The sequence below is a fragment of the Mameliella sp. AT18 genome (assembly GCF_028807275.1).
In the GTDB taxonomy this organism is placed as follows: Bacteria; Pseudomonadota; Alphaproteobacteria; order Rhodobacterales; family Rhodobacteraceae; genus Antarctobacter; species Antarctobacter albus.
Genome location: NZ_JARAMO010000073.1, coordinates 1 through 17253, shown reverse-complemented (window position 1 = coordinate 17253; position 17253 = coordinate 1). Strand labels below are relative to the sequence as shown.

The window sequence follows — 17253 nt, the reverse complement described above, 5'->3', positions numbered from 1 at the left end:
TGCTACGGTTTGTGAATTGTCGGATCTGTCCGGGATTTCATCATGACCTTGCCTCGCCTTCTTGCCACGCTGCTCATTGTGCTCGCCGGACACAGTGCCAGCGCCTTCGAAGGCTGCAAGTTCTCCTTTCGTATCGATACGCAAAGTTCGGCCCTGCAGGCGCTGATCCAGGGGGCGTCGGAACGGGGCGGTTTCTGGCGCCCGATTGCCGAGGCTCCGGACGACGTGCAAGAGATCGCGCGCTATATCGGACGGCTGGATGTCTGCCTGATGACACCGGATGGCAAGCCGCGGACGGTGACGCTCAACGGTCAGACCCGGACGCTGAAAAGCCCGCAGATGACCACCTGTACCGCCGCGCTCCTGCCTGGCAACCGTTTGTTGACCAACAACCACTGTTTCTACAACGACGTCATGGTCGAGGCCGGGTTCACCTTCGTACAGGAGGCGCGCATCAACTTTGGCTACACGGCGGCGGATTTCACCGGTGACGTCAAGACTTATGCCGTCTCCACGCGAGAGCTGGCGCGGGACGAAGGGCTTGACGCGATGGTATTGCAGATCTTCGGCGCGGATGCGAACGAGGCGCTGGGCGGGCATGTGCCGATGGTGATGCAGCCGCGCGTCCGCCCACGCCGCGCGCTGACCATGATCCACCACCCGAACGGTGATCCGCAGCAGTTTTCATCCGGCACCTGCCAGGTGCACCCGGACCAGGGCAAGCTGCCCGAAGCGGCCTCGCAATTGCGCCACAGCTGCGAGACGACGGGCGGGTCTTCCGGCTCTCTTCTGCTGGACGCGCGTTCATTGGCCGTTGTCGGACTGCACAACCAGGGTGGGTTGCACGGGCGCGGCGGCTTTAACGGCGGGCACAAGATCGCGGCGGTCGAGGCCGCGCTTGGCCTGGGGTTCCACGCCGAGGCGGCGCCCGCGCCGGTCGTCATTCCCAAGCCGGACCCCGAGACCCTGGCCCAGGAGGCCCTCACCGAGGCGCTGCAACTGGACGGAATCGAGGCGCGGCGCGCGGCGCTGGAAGACGTGGTTTCGCAATTCCCCGACAGCCGCGCGGCAAGAAGCGCGCGCAACGCGCTGGACCTGATGGCGCCCCGGCAACGCAGCCCCGAAGAGCGGGCCTCGGACGCGCTGATCGCCGCGCTGGCCTTGGGTGATGATGCGGCGCGCAAACGCGCGTTGACCGAAGTGCTTCGGCAATTCCCGGTCACCCCCGCAGGCAAGAGCGCCAAGACCATGCTCGATTTGATGGCGGCGCGCTCCGTGGCGAAAGCGCCCCAACCCAGGCCGAAACCCAATGTGCGGATGTCGGATGCCCTGAAACTTGTCAGCTGGGGCGGGGCCTACCAGCTTAGCCAGGACAAGGCTTATGTCGACCCCTACGTCGCCCGCAACAGGGGGCTGAATGTCAGTTGGGATTCGGATTCCCCCAATGCTGTCAGCGTTCTCCGCAAGGGCGATGCCACGGCGCGGTCCTGGGACCTGGTGGATGTCGTGGCCGCCGACGCGATCCGCCTCTGCGAGGGTGGGCAGGCCGAACGGATCGACTTTGACCGTATCCTAGCACCGGCGCCGGACGGCACGCCACCCAGCGCGGATTTCGGCAAGTTCCTGATCAACGACTGCTTCGTTCCCCAGATCGCCTATTCCACGACCATCGGGTATCGCACCGATCTGGTGGGGCGTCAGCGACCTGGTTCGATCTGCGATATTTTCGATCTGCGGCGGTTCCCTGGCAAACGGGCCTTGGAAAAACGTCCGATCAACAACATGGAATGGGCGCTTCTCTGCGATGGCGTACCCGAAAGCCGCCTGTACGAGGTTCTGGCGACCCGACGGGGACAGGACCGGGCGCTGGCCAAGCTGGACACGATCAAGAACCACGTCATCTGGTGGTCCGCCGGGGCGGAAACACCGCAACTTCTGGCGGATGGCGAGGTGGTCATGGGCTCTGCCTACAATGGCCGGCTGTTCAGCTTGATTGCCGACCACGGTCTGCCGGTCGATATTCTCTGGGACCGGCAGGTGATCGACCTGGACGGCTGGATCATCCCCAAGGGCCTGCCAGCGGACCGCAAGGCCCGCGTGCTGGACTTTCTCTACTTTGCGACGGATGCCCAGCGACTGGCGGATCAGGCGCAGTATATCGCCTACGGTCCCGCGCGGCGCAGTTCTGCGCCTTTGGTGGGGCGTCACAAGGATCTGGGCGTGGACATGAAGCGCCACATTCCCACGGGTCAGGGCAATTTCGCGACGGCCATGCTCTACAACTATGACTTCTGGGCAGAGCATCGATCTGCGATCGACAGCCGGTTCAGCGCCTGGCTTAAACGCTAGTGGTTATCCGCGTGGCCGCGCCTCGATCACGACGAAGGCCTGCGCCCAGGGGTGATCGTCGGTCAGGGTGACGTGGATGATGGCCTCGAACCCTTCGGGGGTCATGGCGTCCAGCCTGTCCTTTGCCCAGCCGGTCACTTCCATCACCGGCTGGCCGGTGTGCAGGTTGGACACCGCCATGTCCTTCCAGGCGATGCCCATGCGCAGCCCCGTTCCCAGCGCCTTGGAACAGGCCTCTTTCGCGGCCCAGCGTTTGGCGTAGGTGCCCGGCGTATCCGCGCGCCGTTCGGCCTTGGCCTGTTCCACCTCGGTGAAGACACGGTGGCGGAATCGGTCGCCGAACCGATCGAGCGTGCCGGCAATCCGGTCGATATTGGCGAGGTCGGTGCCGATGCCAAGGATCATTTGATCAGCCTCCTGCGGGCGGGTGGGAACCCACCCCACAAACCCCGGCGCCGCGCCAAGGTCAAGCTCAGGGCAAGATGTCGCCGTGGATGGCGCCTGTGGCCTGGTTCAGGGTAAAGCGCAGGGTCGCCGCGCCGGGCATGGCGGTGGCGGGGTCGTAGACGTCGACCCGAACGGTGAAGGTCAGGCCCGTGGCCGGGTCGTAGCTGGCGGTCAGCGCGCCGAATTCCATCCCGGCAAAGCCCATGCCGTTCAGCCCGATTACCTTGCACTGCCGGTCCCCGAGTTCCGAATAGGGCGGCGACAGCACCAGCATCCAGGCCCAGCCAGCTGCGGGTTCGATGGTGTCCATCAGCGCCAGCCGGGTCTTGCCGTTGGAAAAGGTGCGGCTGTGCGCCTCCCAAGGTTCGACGATGTTGCGCGCGCTGGCCTGCCAGTCGCAGTCCTGCACGGTGACGATGTTTTCCTGCGCCGCCGCGAGGGCAGGGAGCAAGGCTAGGGGCAGGGCGCAAATCAGGCGTTTCATCGGGTGGTTCCTTGTCAAAACGGCTTTGTCCAAGGATAGCCGGCCCCGTGCGAGGGGACGAGGCGGGGTTTTCCCGACCTCGCGTGGTCTAGGTGACCTGATCAGAAGCCGAAGCGCTGCAACCGCCCGATCACCTTGCGGAAAATGACCGGCGGCAGGACTTCCTGCAGCATGTCGGCGCGTTTCACCTGCCGGTCGACCTGGTCCTTGGTTCCGGGGCGGGGCTTGAACAGCGTCGTGTGGGACTTGCGCGTGTAATCCCAGGTGGCGGTGTAATAATACAGCGCCAGCGACATGCGCGGCTCTCCGTCGGGGTGGTTCACGGTCTCGGGGTTGCCGTGCCAGGTGTCGGAGCCGGTGTTGAAACAGCACATGCGGTTGAAGAGCGGCACGAATCCCGCGACCTTTTCCGTCATGTCGGTGTTCCAGATCTCGAAAGAGCCGCCGTATTCCTCTTTCCAGTCCTTGTTGAGGTAGATGAGGATATTCAGCCGCCGTTCCAGGTTGAGCTTCTGGTTGTGGTTGAAATCCGCGTGGATATCGAGATGCCCGCCGTTGGCGACCACATGCACGCCGCCGCCCGCGAAATAGGGGTCCGGGATCAACCCGTTGATCCCGGTCATCTCTTCGAGGAAGCGGACGAAGGGGCGCGAGTTCAGGACGTAGAACAGGTTACGCGTATAGGGCGGCAGCCGCTCCGGCAGGTAGCTGGACTTCAGCTTTTCCTGCGGGCGGTTGAACATGTCCTCGGCCTCGGGCAGCTGTTTCAGCTCTTCCAGCACCCGGTCCAGAACCTCTGCGGGCAGGAAATCATCAAAGCTGCCATAGGGGTAAGGAGTGCGGGTGCGATAGCTGTCTGCCGCCGCGGCGCCCGCCGCCTTGGCGGCCGCGGCGTCGATGGCAAGCGTTTCGGGGTCCATTTGTATGACGGGCATGACGACACCTCGGGCAATTGCACGCGTTCGCGCCGAGTATACCCGTCTTTACGGCAAAAAAGTGGTGACAATCGTAAGGAATGCGGCGGACCGGGCGACCGGTCCGTCCGGGGTCAGGTGCGGGCGGCGTCCATCAGGCGGCGCATTTCCGAGATGGCCGGGCCGAGACCGCGAAAGATTGCTTCTCCCACCAGGAAGTGGCCGATGTTCAGTTCCATGACCTCGGGGAAGGCCGCGACGGGCTGAACGGTGTCATAGGTCAGCCCGTGCCCGGCGTGAACCTCCAGTCCCAGAGAGTGCGCATAGGCTGCCATCTCGCGCATCCGTTCCAGTTCCGCGTCGCGCTTGTCGAAATGGCCCTCGGCATGGAAATCGCAATAGGCGCCGGTGTGCAGTTCGATCACCTGCGCTCCGATCCGATGTGCGGCCTCGATCTGGCGCTGGTCGGCGGCGATGAAGATCGACACCCGGCATCCTGCCTCGCGCAGGGGCGCGATGAAATGTGCCAGCTTGTTTTCTTCGCGCGCGACCTCCAGCCCGCCCTCGGTGGTCTTTTCCTCGCGCTTTTCGGGCACGATGCAGACGGCGTGCGGCTTGTGACGAAGGGCGATCTTCTGCATCTCGTCGGTGGCGGCCATCTCGAAGTTGAGCGGCACGCTCAGGTTTTCCATCAACCCGTCGATGTCCGCGTCCGAGATATGGCGCCGGTCCTCGCGCAGGTGCGCGGTGATGCCATCGGCGCCCGCTTCCTCGGCCAGCTTGGCGGCCCGGATCGGGTCGGGATAGGCGCCGCCACGTGCATTTCGCACGGTTGCGACGTGATCGATGTTGACGCCAAGGCGCAGCTGTCCGGTTTGGGTCATGATGGCGATCCCCGTTCTGGAATTTGATCAAAAGCTAGAGCGGCGGGCGGGAAAATGAAAGCCGGAATCGGGAGGTTCCGGCGGGCCGGGGCGGTCACTTGGCCTCGCGCGCCTTTTTCTTCTTCAGCTCGGCCAGCTTGGCCTTGATGGCCCCCTTGCGGCGGTTCTGAAAGGCGGTGATCAGCGGCAGCGAGACGTAATAGGCGATGGTGCCCGCGATCAGCCCGGGAAGGATGCCGCCCACCATGTAGGGAAAGAATACCTCGTCGTAGAAGATCTTGAGGTGGCTCCAGTCGGTCTTGTCCGGGGTGAAGATGGCGATGAAATTGTCCCACAGGTCCTGGCCCGCCTTGACGAATTTCTTGCCGATGCTGCCGTGATCCTTGTCCGCCTCGAGACCCAGCAGCCAGTATCCCGTCTTCATTGCGATCACGCCGATGGGCACATAGGTCAGCGGGTTGCCGAAGAATGTCGACAGGATCGCGGCCAGGATGTTGCCCCGCATGATCCAGGCGATCAGTGCGGCAGTGAAGAAGTGAAACCCGTAGAAGGGCGTGAAGGTCGTCAGGACACCGGCAAAGATGCCACGCGCGATCCTGTCGGGCGGATCGGGCAGGCGGTTGACACGCAACTGGACATACCGCGCCGCCCGCGCCCAGCCGCCGCGCGGCCAGAGCGCTTCGAGCACGATCCGGCCGATGGGCCGTCTGTCGCGTCTCTTGAAGACCAAGTTGTGCCTTTCCTGCCTATTCTGCCGCTTCCGTCGCCGCAGCCGGAACCGATTCAAGCCCGGGGTCGCGTCGACGGACGACAGAGGCCACGTGGCTTTCCGCCTCCAGCGTGGAGATCAGGGAATGCAGATGTTCTGCATCTCGCAGATCAATGTCCATCATGAGGCGGTAAAAATCCGGTTTGCGTGCGAGGAAATTCAAATCAGAAATATTGGCCTTGGTCTCGCCGATCAATGTGCAAATCCGTCCCAGGACGCCTGCATCGTTGCCGATGGTGAGTTCAAGTGACACCGTGTAGACGGCCGGGTGCTTGCCCTCGGCCCAGTGCAGGTCCAGCCAGCGTTCCGGTTGGTCCTCATGGTCGGCCAGGGCGGCACAGTCGATGGCGTGTACGGCGACGCCCTGCCCGCGATGCGCAAGCCCGACGATTCGTTCGCCCGGCAGCGGCTGGCAACATTTCGCCCGCTCAAAACCCTGCCCGTGTTCAAGGCCCACGACAGCGCGCTTCATCTCGATCTCGCCGTCGTCCTGGATGGCGAGGTTGGGATAGACCGCCTCGACCACCTCGGAGGTGGTCAGCTCGGCGCTGCCCAACCGCGCCAGCAGGGTTTCCGTGTCTTCCAGCCGCAGCGTCGCCGCCGCCTTTTCCAGCACCTTGTCGGTGGCCTTCTTGCCGCGCGATTCGAAGGCGGCGCGGGCGAGTTCGTGGCCCAGCTTGGCGTAGCGTTCCTTGTTGGCCTCGCGCAGGGCGCGACGGATGGCTGATTTCGCCTTGCCCGTCGTCGCCATGTCCAGCCAGGTCGCCTGCGGCGCCTGGCCCTCGGCGGTAATGATCTCGACCGACTGGCCGTTCTTCAGCCGTGTCCACAGCGGCACGCGGATACCGTCAACCTTGGCGCCGACGCATTTCGACCCGATCCGCGTGTGAATCGCATAGGCATAGTCGATCGGCGTCGCGCCACGAGGCAGTTTCACCACGTCACCCTGGGGGGTAAAGCAGAAGACCTTGTCGGAATACATCTCCAGCTTGACCGCCTCGAGGAAGGCGTCGTGGTCTTCCTCGGCGTCGAACTGTTCGGTGACAGAGGCGATCCACTTGGCCGGATCGACGGCAAAGCGGTTCTCTGCCGGCACCCCGTCACGATAGGACCAATGCGCGGCAACGCCGGTCTCGGCGACCTCGTGCATCTCGCGGGTACGGATCTGAACCTCGACCCGCTTGCCGTCGCGCCCCGACACGGTGGTGTGGATCGAGCGGTAGCCGTTGGTCTTTGGCTGGCTGATATAGTCCTTGAACCGGCCGGGGATGGATTTCCAGCGCTGGTGGATGGCGCCAAGCGCGCCGTAGCAGTCCCCTTCAGACCGGGTGATGACGCGAAAGCCGTAGATGTCGGAGAGGCGGGAAAAGCCGATCTTCTTTTCCTGCATCTTGCGCCAGATCGAATAGGGCTTTTTCGCGCGGCCAAAGACCTCGGCCTCGACGCCCGCCTTTTCCAGCTCGTGGCGCATGTCTGTCGTGATGCGCTGCACCACGTCGCCGGTTTCGCGCTGCAAGGTGATGAAGCGGCGGATGATGCTGTCGCGGCCCTTGGGATTCAGCACGCGAAAGGCGTGGTCCTCCAGTTCCTCGCGCATCCACTGCATGCCCATCCGGCCTGCCAGCGGGGCGTAGATGTCCATCGTCTCGCGCGCCTTCTGCACCTGCTTGTCGGGGCGCATGGCGCGGATGGTGCGCATGTTGTGCAGCCGGTCGGCCAGCTTGACCAGGATCACGCGCAGGTCCTTGGACATGGCCATGAACAGCTTGCGGAAGTTTTCCGCCTGCTTGGTTTCGGAGCTGGACAGCTGGAGGTTGGTCAGCTTGGTGACACCATCGACCAGTTCGGCGATCTCGCGCCCGAACCGCTGCTCGACCTCGGCAAAGGTCGAACGCGTGTCCTCGATCGTGTCATGCAGCAGGGCGGTGATGATGGTGGCGTCGTCGAGCTGTTGCTCGGTCAGGATCGCCGCCACCGACACCGGATGCGAAAAATAGGGCTCGCCCGACTTGCGGAACTGCCCCTCGTGCATCTCGCGGCCATAGTCATAGGCCGCGGTGATCAGGTCTGCGTTTGTGCGCGGATTGTAGTTGCGGACGAGATCGACGAGGTCTTCTGCCGAGATCATGTCAGCACCACACCGCCGGCCCGGGGGCTCAGCCCTGGCCCTGCGCCTCCATGAGCGCGCGCAGCAGCTTTTCCTCGGACATGTCGTCTTCTTGCGGCTTGTCCTGCTCTGCACCCATCAGCAGGGCCATCGCGTCCTCTTCGGGCTCGTCGACCTCGATCTGGGTCTGGTTCGATTCGATCAGACGCTCGCGCAACTCGTCGGCGGACTGGGTTTCCTCGGCGATCTCGCGCAGGGCGACCACCGGGTTCTTGTCATTGTCGCGGTCGACCGTGATCGCGGCACCGGAGGACACTTCGCGCGCACGATGTGCGGCCAGCATCACCAGTTCGAACCGGTTCGGGACCTTGTCGACGCAATCTTCTACCGTCACGCGTGCCATGAAAAGCGCTCCGTTATCCTGTTACGAGGGCCTCAGAAAGGCATGACATACCGCGCCCTTGCCCGGGATACAAGGGGGTGTCCTTACAGGGCCATGACTTCGGCGCGGTCCTGCCGGGGCAGGGCCGCCAGCATCTCGGCCACCGTAGCGCCTGTCAGAGGATGACGCCAGCCCGACGCGATATCCGCCAACGGCACCAGCACGAAGGCACGGTCCTGCAGGCGGGGATGCGGCAGGATCAATTCGTCGGGAACCTCCTGTGTCTGCCGTTCCAGGGGCAGCCCGCGCCAGTGCGCCTGGCCTTCCGGGTCGGGCCGCACAAGGTCGCCCGCGGCCAGCAGATCGAGGTCCAGCGGGCGGCTGGCCCATCGCGTTCCGCGGGTGCGACCGAACTCTGCCTCGATGCCATGCAGGATGTCCAATACTACCTCAGGGTGATCGGGGCCCGTCACCGAGACGCAGGCATTCACGAAATCCGGCCCGTTGCCGGGCGGAAAACAGGGGGTTGCGAAAAAGCGGCTGACCCGGCGCAGGCGCAGCCCCGAGGCGGCCATCGCGGTCAGCGCTGCGGCCAGGGTGTCGCTGCTGCCGCCCGCGCTGGACGGCAGGTTCGAGCCGAGTGCTATAAGGAATTCTTGTGCCATTTGCCCTAACGTACTATTCTTTTGAGACTTCCCTGCGCCTTGCGATGCGCGGAAAAAACCATAATCTTAGCCGGACGCGCCCGCTACCACTCACTCACTCACGGACTTGGCGGGCCGATTGGACGAAAGGAAATTTTATGTTCTACAAGGACGAACGGCTTGCGCTGTTCATAGATGGCTCCAATCTCTACGCAGCGGCGAAGGCTCTCGGGTTTGATATCGACTACAAGCTCCTGAGACAGGAATTCGCACGTCGTGGCAAGATGGTTCGGGCCTTCTACTACACGGCGCTTCTGGAGAACGATGAGTACTCTCCTATTCGCCCTCTGGTTGATTGGCTCCACTACAACGGCTTCACGATGGTGACCAAGCCGGCAAAGGAGTATACGGACAGCCAAGGGCGCCGCAAGGTCAAGGGCAACATGGACATCGAGCTGACGGTCGATGCGATGGAGCTGGCCCCGCGGGTGGATCACATCGTGCTGTTCTCCGGTGACGGCGACTTCCGTCCGCTGGTCGAAAGCCTCCAGCGGCAGGGCGTGCGGGTTTCGGTGGTCTCGACCATCCGGTCGCAGCCCCCGATGATCGCCGACGAGTTGCGCCGCCAGGCCGACAACTTCATCGAGCTCGACGAGCTGCGTGAAGTCATCGGTCGTCCGCCGCGCGACACCCAGGTCGAACGCAACTTCGAGGTCGCCTCGAGCAAGTAAGGCCACAGGCTGCAGCCCCGGCAACCGCTCCACAGGGATGAGAGGGCGGTAACAGGGCAGGGCGGCCCGGAACGGTGGGGACGGTGCGCTGCGCCGTCCCTTTCCTTTTGACCTGTCCTGCTTCGGCATAGGGGCACACTGGACGAGCAGGGGCCAAGGTCTTAGGTCAGGGGACAGCACAGGACGAAAGGCCGCGCGATGACCGACAGACTGCCGCCGCTCACTCTCTACCTGGCCGCGCCGCGCGGCTTCTGCGCCGGTGTCGACCGGGCGATCAAGATCGTGGAAATGGCGCTCGAGAAATGGGGCGCGCCGGTCTATGTCCGCCACGAGATCGTCCATAACAAGTATGTCGTCGACGATCTGCGCGCCAAGGGGGCCGTCTTTGTCGAGGAACTGGAAGACTGCCCCGACGACCGCCCGGTGATCTTTTCCGCGCATGGCGTGCCGAAGTCCGTCCCGGCAGAGGCCTCCAGGCGCGAAATGATCTATGTCGATGCGACCTGCCCGCTGGTTTCCAAGGTACATATCGAGGCCGCCCGCCACCACGAGAACGGGTTGCAGATGGTCATGATCGGCCATGCCGGCCACCCCGAGACCGTGGGAACGATGGGTCAGCTGCCGCCGGGCGAGGTGCTGCTGGTCGAAACGGTCGAGGACGTGGCCCATGTCGAGGTGCGCGATCCCCAGCGCCTGGCCTTCGTGACACAGACGACCCTGTCCGTCGACGATACGATCGACATCGTGGCCGCGCTCCGGACGCGTTTCCCGGCCATCGTCGGCCCGCACAAGGAAGACATCTGCTACGCCACCACCAACCGCCAGGAGGCGGTCAAGGCGCTGGCGCCAAAGGCCGATGCGCTGTTGGTGGTGGGCGCGCCAAACTCGTCGAATTCGAAACGCCTGGTCGAGGTCGGGCGCCGCGCGGGCTGTGCCTATTCGCAGCTGGTCCAGCGCGCCACGGACATCGACTGGCGCGCGCTGGAAGGCATCGGATCGGTGGGGATCACCGCCGGGGCCTCGGCGCCCGAGGTCCTGATCGAGGAGGTCATCGACGCCTTCCGCGCCCGCTATGACGTCACGGTCGAATTGGTCGAAACCGCGCAGGAAAATGTCGAGTTCAAGGTGCCGCGCGTTCTGCGCGAACCGGCCTGATCCGCCCATGTCCCGGATCCCCCGCTCTGCCCTGATCCTTGGCCTGGCCGGCGTGCTGCCTTTCGGCTGGGGTGTTCTGACATTGCTGTCCCCCGACCTGCACGATTGGGCCACTGGCTTCCTTGGGCCGCGTTTCATCGGTCCCTATGTCCAGCTGTTCTACGGTGCGGTGATCCTGTCCTTCATGTCCGGCGTGCTGTGGGGCTTTGCCACCAAGGCCGAAGGCAGCCGTGCGACCACCGGCTACGTGCTTTCCGTCATTCCCGCGCTCTGGGCCTTTTTCACCACGGGCGGCGGCGAGACCGCTGCCGCTCTCAACCTGACCTTCGGATTTTTGGCGCTGTTGCTGCTGGATGCCGCCTTCTGGCGCTGGGGATTGGCGCCGCCGTGGTGGATGCGGTTGCGTATCCTGCTGACGGCGCTGGTCGTCGCCTGCTTGCTGCTCACCGCACTGCTCTGAACCGGCTTGCGAAGGGCGCCGGAAAAGGCCAGACCACCGCCATGACAGACCGCGAGACCATCCGTATCTATGACAGCCGGGCCGAGGACTACGCCCGCGTCACCGCCTCTGACGCCCCGGACGCCACTCTTCGGGCCTTCATCGAGGCCCTGCCGGAAAAGGCGCATGTGCTCGACCTCGGCTGCGGCCCGGGCCTCTCGGCGCGCCACATGGCCGCCGCCGGGCATCATGTCGACGCTTGGGATGCCTCCGCCGCGATGGTGGAACTGGCGTCGGCCCATCCCGGGGTCAGCGCGCGCCAGGCCGATTTCGATTCGTTGGACGCAGAGGCTGCCTATGATGGCATCTGGGCCAATTTCAGCCTGCTGCACGCCCCGCGTGAGGCCATGCCCCGCCTTCTGGCGGCCATTCACCGCGCGCTGAAACCGGGCGGGCTGTTCCATGTCGGGGTGAAAACCGGCACCGGCAGCAAGCGCGACGACCTCGGCCGCCTCTATACCTATTACACTGAAGCCGAACTTACCGGCCTCCTGCGGGCCGCGGGTTTCACGCCCGGCTCCTTCCGCCACGGCGAGGACCTCGGCCTCGACAACGTCATGGCCCCCTGGATCACGGTGACCGCCCATGCCTGAGCTTTTTGCCTATACCGATGGCGCCTGTTCCGGAAACCCCGGTCCGGGCGGCTGGGGCGCCCTGCTGCGCGCGATGGACGGCGAGACGGTCGTCAAGGAGCGTGAACTGAAGGGCGGAGAGGCGCAGACCACCAACAACCGGATGGAACTGCTGGCGGCGATCAACGCGCTGGAAAGTCTTGCCCGCCCCTCGACCATAACCGTCGTGACCGACAGCGCCTACGTCAAGAACGGCGTCACCGGATGGATCCACGGCTGGAAGCGCAACGGATGGAAGACCGCCGCCAAGAAACCCGTCAAGAACGTCGAGCTCTGGCAGCGGCTGGACGAGGCGCAAAAGCGCCACCAGGTGACCTGGGAATGGGTCAAGGGCCACGCCGGCCACCCGGAAAACGAACGCGCCGACGAACTGGCGCGCGCGGGCATGGCGCCCTTCAAAAAATGACGGCGGACCGCGCATGAGCCTGCTGGTCCTGCTCGACTATGCCGCCGTGCTGGTCTTTGCCCTGACCGGCGCGCTGGTGGCCAGCCGGGCACAGCTGGACATCGTGGGGTTTGCCTTTCTCGCCGGTCTGACGGGGCTGGGGGGCGGCACCCTGCGCGACACGCTGCTGAACCGCACGCCGATCTGGATTGCCGACCAGACCTACCTTGCCGTGGTGACAGGCGCCGCCGTTCTGGTCTTTTTCACCGCCCACCTGCTTGAAAGCCGGATGCGCGCAATCCTCTGGCTGGACGCGCTGGCGCTGGGGGTCGCCGTGGCTGCCGGCGCCGGGGTGGCGCAGGGGCTGGGCCAACCCGTTGCCGTGGTGCTGGTCATGGGCATCGCCACCGGCTGTGCCGGAGGGCTGGCGCGCGACGTGGTCGCCAACGAATTGCCGCTGGTGCTGAAACAGGGGGAACTTTACGTCACCTGTGCCCTCGCCGGATCCCTGGCCGGCGTCCTGGCCACCCGGGCCGGGGCTTCGCCCGCGCTCAGCGCGGGGCTCGTGGCGCTGGTGACCATCGGGCTGCGTGCCGGGTCGTTGACGCTGGGCTGGCGCCTGCCGGTCTATCGTCCTCGCCCGCCGCGACAGTGACCTCCGGCGCGCGCGAGGGGCTGGCCCCTCGCATCCGCCACGCCCAAAGGGCGCGACGGGCTGGATTGGGCGCAAATCCGACCTTCACTGCAGGTCGGAAAACGCCTCCTGAAGCCTTGCAACCGCCTCGGCCACCCGCGCCCGGGGCGTGGCAAAGTTGAACCGCAGGAAGGACTCTCCACCACTGCCGAAAGTCTCGCCGTGGTTCACGGCGATCCGTGCTTCCTTTTCCACCCGCCGGGTGAATTCTTCGGGGGCCATGCCTGTTCCCGCGAAGTCGACCCAGGCCAGGCAGGTTGCCTGCATCGGCATCGACTGCACGCCCGGGATGGCGTTCACGCCCTCGTCGAACAGCCGCCTATTGCCGTCCAGATAGGCGCAAAGCTCATCGACCCAGGCCGCACCTTCGGGCGAATAGGCAGCCGTCGCCGTGACCATGCCGAACGAGTTGGGCGACATGCCAAGCCCTGCCATGACCTCGCCAAAGCGTTTGCGAAGGGGGGCATCGGGGATGATGACATTGCCGATATGGCTGCCCGCCATGTTGAAGGTCTTGGTGGTGGCCGACATCATCACCAGCCGGTCCTCGATCCCCGCATCGATCTTGGCCATCGGGATGTGCTTTTCGCCGGGCATCAGCAGGTCGTGGTGGATCTCGTCCGAGACCAGCACCAGATCATGCCGCTTGGCGAACTCGGCCAGCCCGTGCAGCTCGTCCTCTGTCCAGACCCGGCCACCGGGATTGTGCGGCGAACACAGCATCACCAGTTTCTCACGCCCGGTCATCATGCCGTCGTAGGCGTCGAAGTCCATTTCGTAGCGGCCGTTGTTCATCACCAGCGGGCATTCCACCACCTCGCGGCCTGCGGCGCGGATCACCCGCGCAAAGGCGTGATAGACCGGCGTGAACAGTACCACGCCGTCGCCCGGCTCGGTATAGGCCTGCAGGCACAGGCCCGTCCCGTTCACCAGCCCATGCGTGGAAAAGATCCAGTCGGGCGAGATCTCCCAGCCGTGCCGGGTGTCCAGCCACCAGCGGATCGCGTCCCGATAGGCGGTATCGGGGCCGAAATAACCGAACAGGCCGTGGTCGACCATCCGCTGCAGGGCGGTGGACACGCAGTCCGGCGGGCGGAAATCCATGTCCGCGACCCACATCGCCAGCCCGTCCTCTGGCGAGACGCCATAGACCTTCTCCATCATGTCCCACTTAGTCGAATGCGTGCCTACGCGGTCGATGTCCTCGTCAAACCGGCTCATGACTCTGCCCTTTCTGCGACTTTGACGCGCAAGCTATCCGTCCCGGTGTCAGGTGCAAGGGGCTGCGCTTGCCTATGTTGTCCGTGATGCTTAAATCGGGCGCATGAAACGGCCGATCCTCATTCACCCCGATCCCCGCCTGAAAAAGGTCTGTGCCCCCGTCGACGATCTGTCGGACGAACTGCGCAGCCTTTCGGACGACATGCTGGAAACCATGTACGCCGCCCCGGGCATCGGGCTGGCCGCGCCGCAGATCGGTATCCTGTCGCGGCTGATCGTGCTGGACTGCGCGAAAAAGGATGACGGGGACGACCCGCGCCCGCTGGTCATGTTCAACCCGCAGGTGGTGGCCAGCAGCGATGAACGCAACGTCTACGAGGAAGGCTGTCTTTCCATCCCCGACCAGTATGCCGATGTCGAACGGCCCAAGGTGGTGGATGTCGAGTGGCTCGACCGTGACGGCAAGCTGCAGCGCGAAACCTTCGACGGGCTCTGGGCGACCTGCGTCCAGCACGAGATCGACCACCTCGACGGCAAGCTCTTCATCGACTACCTGAAACCGCTTCGGCGGCAGATGATCACCCGCAAGATGGTCAAGCTCAAGAAAGAGCGGGCGCGGGAAAAGGCGTGAGCATCCTTCCGATCCTGAAATGGCCCGACCCGCGCCTGGCTTTGCCCTGTGCCCCTGTCGAGGACCCCGCCGCGCTCGAGACGCTGGTAACGGACATGTTCGAAACCATGTACGATGCGCCTGGCCGTGGGCTTGCCGCGCCGCAGGTCGGCGTGATGCAGCGGTTCTTTGTCATGGACGCGGGCTGGAAAGAGGGGGACATGACCCCGTTTGTCTGCATCAACCCGGCGATCCTCTCGGCCTCTGACGAACAGGCCGTGGCGACAGAGGGCTGTCTCTCCGTCCCGGGCGTGACGGCAGAGGTGACCCGCCCGGCGGAGATCACCCTTGCCTTCACCGACCTGACGGGCGCCGCGCGGCAACTGACCCTGACAGGGGCCGAGGCCACCATCGCCCAGCACGAATACGACCATCTCGACGGGGTGCTGCATTTCGACCGGCTGGACCGGGCGGGGCGCGATGCGCTCTTGGCGGCCTATGAAGCAGGGCAGGGCACATGAGCGTACGTCCCTTCGTTTCCTGGCCGGACAAGCGCCTGCGCACCGCCGCCGCGCCGGTCGCTGAAATCACTGACGAGATCCGTGCCATCTGGGATGACATGATCGACACGATGGAGGCGATGCCTGGCGTCGGCCTTGCCGCGCCGCAGATCGGCGTGATGTTGCGACTTGCGGTGGTGGATGCCTCCGAGGAACGTGGCAAGCCCCTGCGCATGGCCAACCCGGAGATCCTGCATGCCTCGGTCGAATTCCGTGACCATGATGAGGCGAGCCCCAACCTGCCCGGCGTGCATGCGAAAATCAGCCGCCCGCGTGCCGTGACCGTCACCTACACCGACCCGCAGGGAATGAAAGTGCGCAAGGATCTTGTCGGTCTCTGGGCCACCTCGGTCCAGCATCAGATCGACCACCTGAACGGGCGGATGTATTTCGACCGGCTCAGCAAGATGAAACGCGACATGCTGCTGCGCAAGGCCCGCAAACGCGCCTGACGCCGTCTGGTCCCGCCCGCCTGCCTGCGCTACACCCGCGATACGATCACCGCAGGAGCAGGTACATGCGCGTTGTCTTCATGGGCACCCCCGATTTCTCCGTCCCGGTTCTCGACGCGCTGCACGCGGCGGGCCATGACATCGCCTGCGTTTATTGCCAGCCACCGCGCCCCGCCGGACGTGGCAAGAAGGACCGCCCGACCCCTGTGCACCAGCGCGCCCTTGCGCTGGGCCTGCCCGTCCGGCATCCCGAGCGGCTGAAATCGCCTGAGGACCAGGCCGCATTCGCCGATCTGAACGCCGATGTGGCGATTGTGGTCGCTTATGGGCTGATCCTGCCGCAGCCGGTGCTGGATGCGCCGAAACACGGCTGTCTCAACATCCACGCCTCGCTGCTGCCCCGCTGGCGCGGCGCAGCCCCGATCCACCGCGCCATCATGGCCGGAGATCCGGAAACCGGCGTCTGCATCATGCAGATGGAAGCGGGGCTCGACACCGGCCCGGTGCTGCTGCGCGAGGCCACGCGTATCGGGGCCACGGAAACCACCGGGGAACTGCACGACCGGCTCAGCCGGATGGGCGCCCAGCTCATCACGCAGGCGCTCGACCGGATCGACGACCTGGTGCCCGAGCCTCAGCCCGAGGAGGGGGTCACCTATGCCGCGAAGATCGACAAGGCCGAGGCCGCCGTCGACTGGATCCGACCTGCTGAGGAGATCTCGCGCCAGGTTCGCGGCCTTGCGCCCTTTCCCGGGGCCTGGACCACGCACGGCGGTGACCGGATAAAGCTGCTGGGGGCCGAACCCGCAGAGGGGCAGGGCGCGCCGGGTACGCTGCTGGACGACCGCTTTACCGTGGCCTGCGGGACCGGCGCCCTGCGTATCACCCGCGCGCAACGGGCGGGCAAGGGCGCGCAAGACGCCGCCACCTTCCTCAACGGTTGCCCCCTGCTCAGGGGCACACAGCTGGGAGGTTGACCCTCTGGGCATCGCGCGCCCGGACCCCTATCGTGCCCCCGGACGCAAGGAGACCCGCATGTTCCCCACCCTGATCGGCACCGTGGTCATCGCCGGGATCACCGGCTATCTCTCAGAGAAATCGGGATTCACCCGCAACGGCATCCTGCAAAGCATCATCATATGCATCGGTGGCGCCTTCCTGTTCTACTTTGTCACCATCATGTTCGGTGTCGGATTTCGCAGCCCCGGCGTGAACGCCATCCTCTCTTCGATCGGGGCGCTGATCATCGTGCCGACCCACTGGCGCCGGCGCTGACCTCAAGCGACGGGCTTGTGGCGGGCGGGCAGGGGGCTCTGCCCCCGTCTCCCTTCGGT

21 protein-coding genes and 1 pseudogene are annotated in these 17253 nt (G+C 64.9%); 13 read left to right on the top strand and 9 right to left on the bottom strand.

Annotated elements, in window-relative coordinates; all coding sequences use genetic code 11:
• Window positions 1-42: 42 nt before the first annotated feature.
• Both PVW46_RS28665 and PVW46_RS09610 read left to right on the top strand, forming a co-directional pair.
• Window positions 43-813 (top strand): annotated as a pseudogene (locus PVW46_RS28665) (trypsin-like serine peptidase); the annotation flags it as partial.
• Between the two features lie 447 nt (window positions 814-1260).
• Entirely contained in the window at window positions 1261-2349 is a 1089-nt protein-coding gene (locus PVW46_RS09610) for an extracellular solute-binding protein (RefSeq protein WP_069208149.1), read from the top strand.
• A 3-nt stretch (window positions 2350-2352) separates the two neighbouring features.
• On the opposite strand, the gene acpS is transcribed toward PVW46_RS09610, so the two are convergent.
• The 8 genes from acpS to folK form a co-directional block, all read right to left on the bottom strand.
• Entirely contained in the window at window positions 2353-2754 is a 402-nt protein-coding gene (gene acpS / locus PVW46_RS09605; RefSeq protein ID WP_069207970.1) for a holo-ACP synthase, read from the bottom strand.
• A 67-nt stretch (window positions 2755-2821) separates the two neighbouring features.
• A complete protein-coding gene (locus tag PVW46_RS09600) occupies window positions 2822-3280 on the bottom strand; it encodes a hypothetical protein (RefSeq protein WP_069207971.1) in 459 nt (152 codons plus the stop codon).
• 101 nt (window positions 3281-3381) lie between these two features.
• Window positions 3382-4215 (bottom strand): 2OG-Fe(II) oxygenase, encoded by an 834-nt coding sequence (locus tag PVW46_RS09595; RefSeq protein WP_043142307.1) that lies wholly within the window; start codon window positions 4213-4215, stop codon window positions 3382-3384.
• Between the two features lie 113 nt (window positions 4216-4328).
• On the bottom strand, window positions 4329-5078 hold the full coding sequence (locus PVW46_RS09590; protein WP_043142304.1) for a pyridoxine 5'-phosphate synthase: 750 nt from the start codon (window positions 5076-5078) through the stop codon (window positions 4329-4331).
• Window positions 5079-5172: 94 nt separating this feature from the next.
• Entirely contained in the window at window positions 5173-5808 is a 636-nt protein-coding gene (locus tag PVW46_RS09585; protein WP_043142302.1) for a DUF2062 domain-containing protein, read from the bottom strand.
• 16 nt (window positions 5809-5824) lie between these two features.
• The gene (locus PVW46_RS09580; protein ID WP_069207972.1) at window positions 5825-7975 is read right to left on the bottom strand and encodes a RelA/SpoT family protein; all 2151 of its coding nucleotides are present in this window, start codon (window positions 7973-7975) and stop codon (window positions 5825-5827) included.
• 28 nt (window positions 7976-8003) lie between these two features.
• A complete protein-coding gene (rpoZ, locus tag PVW46_RS09575) occupies window positions 8004-8357 on the bottom strand; it encodes a DNA-directed RNA polymerase subunit omega (RefSeq protein WP_043142299.1) in 354 nt (117 codons plus the stop codon).
• 83 nt (window positions 8358-8440) lie between these two features.
• Window positions 8441-9001 (bottom strand): 2-amino-4-hydroxy-6-hydroxymethyldihydropteridine diphosphokinase, encoded by a 561-nt coding sequence (gene folK / locus PVW46_RS09570; protein ID WP_043142296.1) that lies wholly within the window; start codon window positions 8999-9001, stop codon window positions 8441-8443.
• Between the two features lie 137 nt (window positions 9002-9138).
• On the opposite strand from folK, the gene PVW46_RS09565 reads away from it, so the two are divergent.
• The 6 genes from PVW46_RS09565 (at window position 9139) to PVW46_RS09540 (ending at window position 13037) form a co-directional block, all read left to right on the top strand.
• On the top strand, window positions 9139-9711 hold the full coding sequence (locus tag PVW46_RS09565) for a LabA-like NYN domain-containing protein (RefSeq protein ID WP_043142294.1): 573 nt from the start codon (window positions 9139-9141) through the stop codon (window positions 9709-9711).
• Window positions 9712-9909: 198 nt separating this feature from the next.
• Entirely contained in the window at window positions 9910-10866 is a 957-nt protein-coding gene (ispH, locus tag PVW46_RS09560) for a 4-hydroxy-3-methylbut-2-enyl diphosphate reductase (RefSeq protein WP_069207973.1), read from the top strand.
• 7 nt (window positions 10867-10873) lie between these two features.
• A complete protein-coding gene (locus PVW46_RS09555) occupies window positions 10874-11326 on the top strand; it encodes a DUF3429 domain-containing protein (protein WP_069207974.1) in 453 nt (150 codons plus the stop codon).
• Window positions 11327-11367: 41 nt separating this feature from the next.
• Window positions 11368-11958, top strand: a complete 591-nt coding sequence (locus PVW46_RS09550) for a class I SAM-dependent DNA methyltransferase (protein WP_069207975.1) — start codon at window positions 11368-11370, stop codon at window positions 11956-11958.
• Complete coding sequence (gene rnhA / locus PVW46_RS09545; protein WP_043142287.1) at window positions 11951-12403, top strand: ribonuclease HI; 453 nt, start codon at window positions 11951-11953, stop codon at window positions 12401-12403. Before PVW46_RS09550 ends, rnhA begins: the two co-directional genes overlap by 8 nt.
• Window positions 12404-12416: 13 nt before the next feature.
• Window positions 12417-13037: a trimeric intracellular cation channel family protein gene (locus PVW46_RS09540; protein WP_069207976.1), complete on the top strand. Its 621-nt coding sequence runs from the start codon at window positions 12417-12419 to the stop codon at window positions 13035-13037.
• Between the two features lie 84 nt (window positions 13038-13121).
• On the opposite strand, the gene PVW46_RS09535 is transcribed toward PVW46_RS09540, so the two are convergent.
• Window positions 13122-14297, bottom strand: coding sequence for a MalY/PatB family protein (locus PVW46_RS09535; RefSeq protein ID WP_069207977.1), 1176 nt, complete (start codon window positions 14295-14297; stop codon window positions 13122-13124).
• A gap of 103 nt (window positions 14298-14400) precedes the next feature.
• On the opposite strand from PVW46_RS09535, the gene def (PVW46_RS09530) reads away from it, so the two are divergent.
• From def (PVW46_RS09530) to PVW46_RS09510, 5 genes are all read left to right on the top strand, one after another.
• Complete coding sequence (gene def, locus PVW46_RS09530) at window positions 14401-14928, top strand: peptide deformylase (protein WP_069207978.1); 528 nt, start codon at window positions 14401-14403, stop codon at window positions 14926-14928.
• A complete protein-coding gene (gene def / locus PVW46_RS09525; RefSeq protein WP_074622341.1) occupies window positions 14925-15428 on the top strand; it encodes a peptide deformylase in 504 nt (167 codons plus the stop codon). Before def (PVW46_RS09530) ends, def (PVW46_RS09525) begins: the two co-directional genes overlap by 4 nt.
• On the top strand, window positions 15425-15919 hold the full coding sequence (gene def, locus PVW46_RS09520; RefSeq protein WP_069207980.1) for a peptide deformylase: 495 nt from the start codon (window positions 15425-15427) through the stop codon (window positions 15917-15919). The genes def (PVW46_RS09525) and def (PVW46_RS09520) overlap by 4 nt, the downstream gene beginning before the upstream one ends.
• Window positions 15920-15984: 65 nt before the next feature.
• Window positions 15985-16896, top strand: coding sequence for a methionyl-tRNA formyltransferase (gene fmt / locus PVW46_RS09515; protein ID WP_274575754.1), 912 nt, complete (start codon window positions 15985-15987; stop codon window positions 16894-16896).
• A gap of 58 nt (window positions 16897-16954) precedes the next feature.
• Window positions 16955-17194: a hypothetical protein gene (locus PVW46_RS09510; protein ID WP_043142274.1), complete on the top strand. Its 240-nt coding sequence runs from the start codon at window positions 16955-16957 to the stop codon at window positions 17192-17194.
• The last annotated feature ends 59 nt before the right edge of the window (window positions 17195-17253 follow it).

What these genes read in the sequence shown, in the direction of transcription:
- rpoZ (WP_043142299.1), bottom strand. Translation starts at nt 8,357, where the DNA reads ATGGCACGCGTGACGGTAGAAGATTGCGTCGACAAGGTCCCGAACCGG.
- ispH (WP_069207973.1), top strand. Translation starts at nt 9,910, where the DNA reads ATGACCGACAGACTGCCGCCGCTCACTCTCTACCTGGCCGCGCCGCGC.
- acpS (WP_069207970.1), bottom strand. Translation starts at nt 2,754, where the DNA reads ATGATCCTTGGCATCGGCACCGACCTCGCCAATATCGACCGGATTGCC.
- PVW46_RS09550 (WP_069207975.1), top strand. Translation starts at nt 11,368, where the DNA reads ATGACAGACCGCGAGACCATCCGTATCTATGACAGCCGGGCCGAGGAC.
- PVW46_RS09600 (WP_069207971.1), bottom strand. Translation starts at nt 3,280, where the DNA reads ATGAAACGCCTGATTTGCGCCCTGCCCCTAGCCTTGCTCCCTGCCCTC.
- PVW46_RS09610 (WP_069208149.1), top strand. Translation starts at nt 1,261, where the DNA reads ATGGCGGCGCGCTCCGTGGCGAAAGCGCCCCAACCCAGGCCGAAACCC.
- PVW46_RS09580 (WP_069207972.1), bottom strand. Translation starts at nt 7,975, where the DNA reads ATGATCTCGGCAGAAGACCTCGTCGATCTCGTCCGCAACTACAATCCG.
- PVW46_RS09540 (WP_069207976.1), top strand. Translation starts at nt 12,417, where the DNA reads ATGAGCCTGCTGGTCCTGCTCGACTATGCCGCCGTGCTGGTCTTTGCC.
- folK (WP_043142296.1), bottom strand. Translation starts at nt 9,001, where the DNA reads ATGGCACAAGAATTCCTTATAGCACTCGGCTCGAACCTGCCGTCCAGC.
- PVW46_RS09535 (WP_069207977.1), bottom strand. Translation starts at nt 14,297, where the DNA reads ATGAGCCGGTTTGACGAGGACATCGACCGCGTAGGCACGCATTCGACT.
- fmt (WP_274575754.1), top strand. Translation starts at nt 15,985, where the DNA reads ATGCGCGTTGTCTTCATGGGCACCCCCGATTTCTCCGTCCCGGTTCTC.
- PVW46_RS09555 (WP_069207974.1), top strand. Translation starts at nt 10,874, where the DNA reads ATGTCCCGGATCCCCCGCTCTGCCCTGATCCTTGGCCTGGCCGGCGTG.
- PVW46_RS09565 (WP_043142294.1), top strand. Translation starts at nt 9,139, where the DNA reads ATGTTCTACAAGGACGAACGGCTTGCGCTGTTCATAGATGGCTCCAAT.
- def (WP_069207980.1), top strand. Translation starts at nt 15,425, where the DNA reads ATGAGCGTACGTCCCTTCGTTTCCTGGCCGGACAAGCGCCTGCGCACC.
- PVW46_RS09510 (WP_043142274.1), top strand. Translation starts at nt 16,955, where the DNA reads ATGTTCCCCACCCTGATCGGCACCGTGGTCATCGCCGGGATCACCGGC.
- PVW46_RS09590 (WP_043142304.1), bottom strand. Translation starts at nt 5,078, where the DNA reads ATGACCCAAACCGGACAGCTGCGCCTTGGCGTCAACATCGATCACGTC.
- def (WP_069207978.1), top strand. Translation starts at nt 14,401, where the DNA reads ATGAAACGGCCGATCCTCATTCACCCCGATCCCCGCCTGAAAAAGGTC.
- rnhA (WP_043142287.1), top strand. Translation starts at nt 11,951, where the DNA reads ATGCCTGAGCTTTTTGCCTATACCGATGGCGCCTGTTCCGGAAACCCC.
- PVW46_RS09595 (WP_043142307.1), bottom strand. Translation starts at nt 4,215, where the DNA reads ATGCCCGTCATACAAATGGACCCCGAAACGCTTGCCATCGACGCCGCG.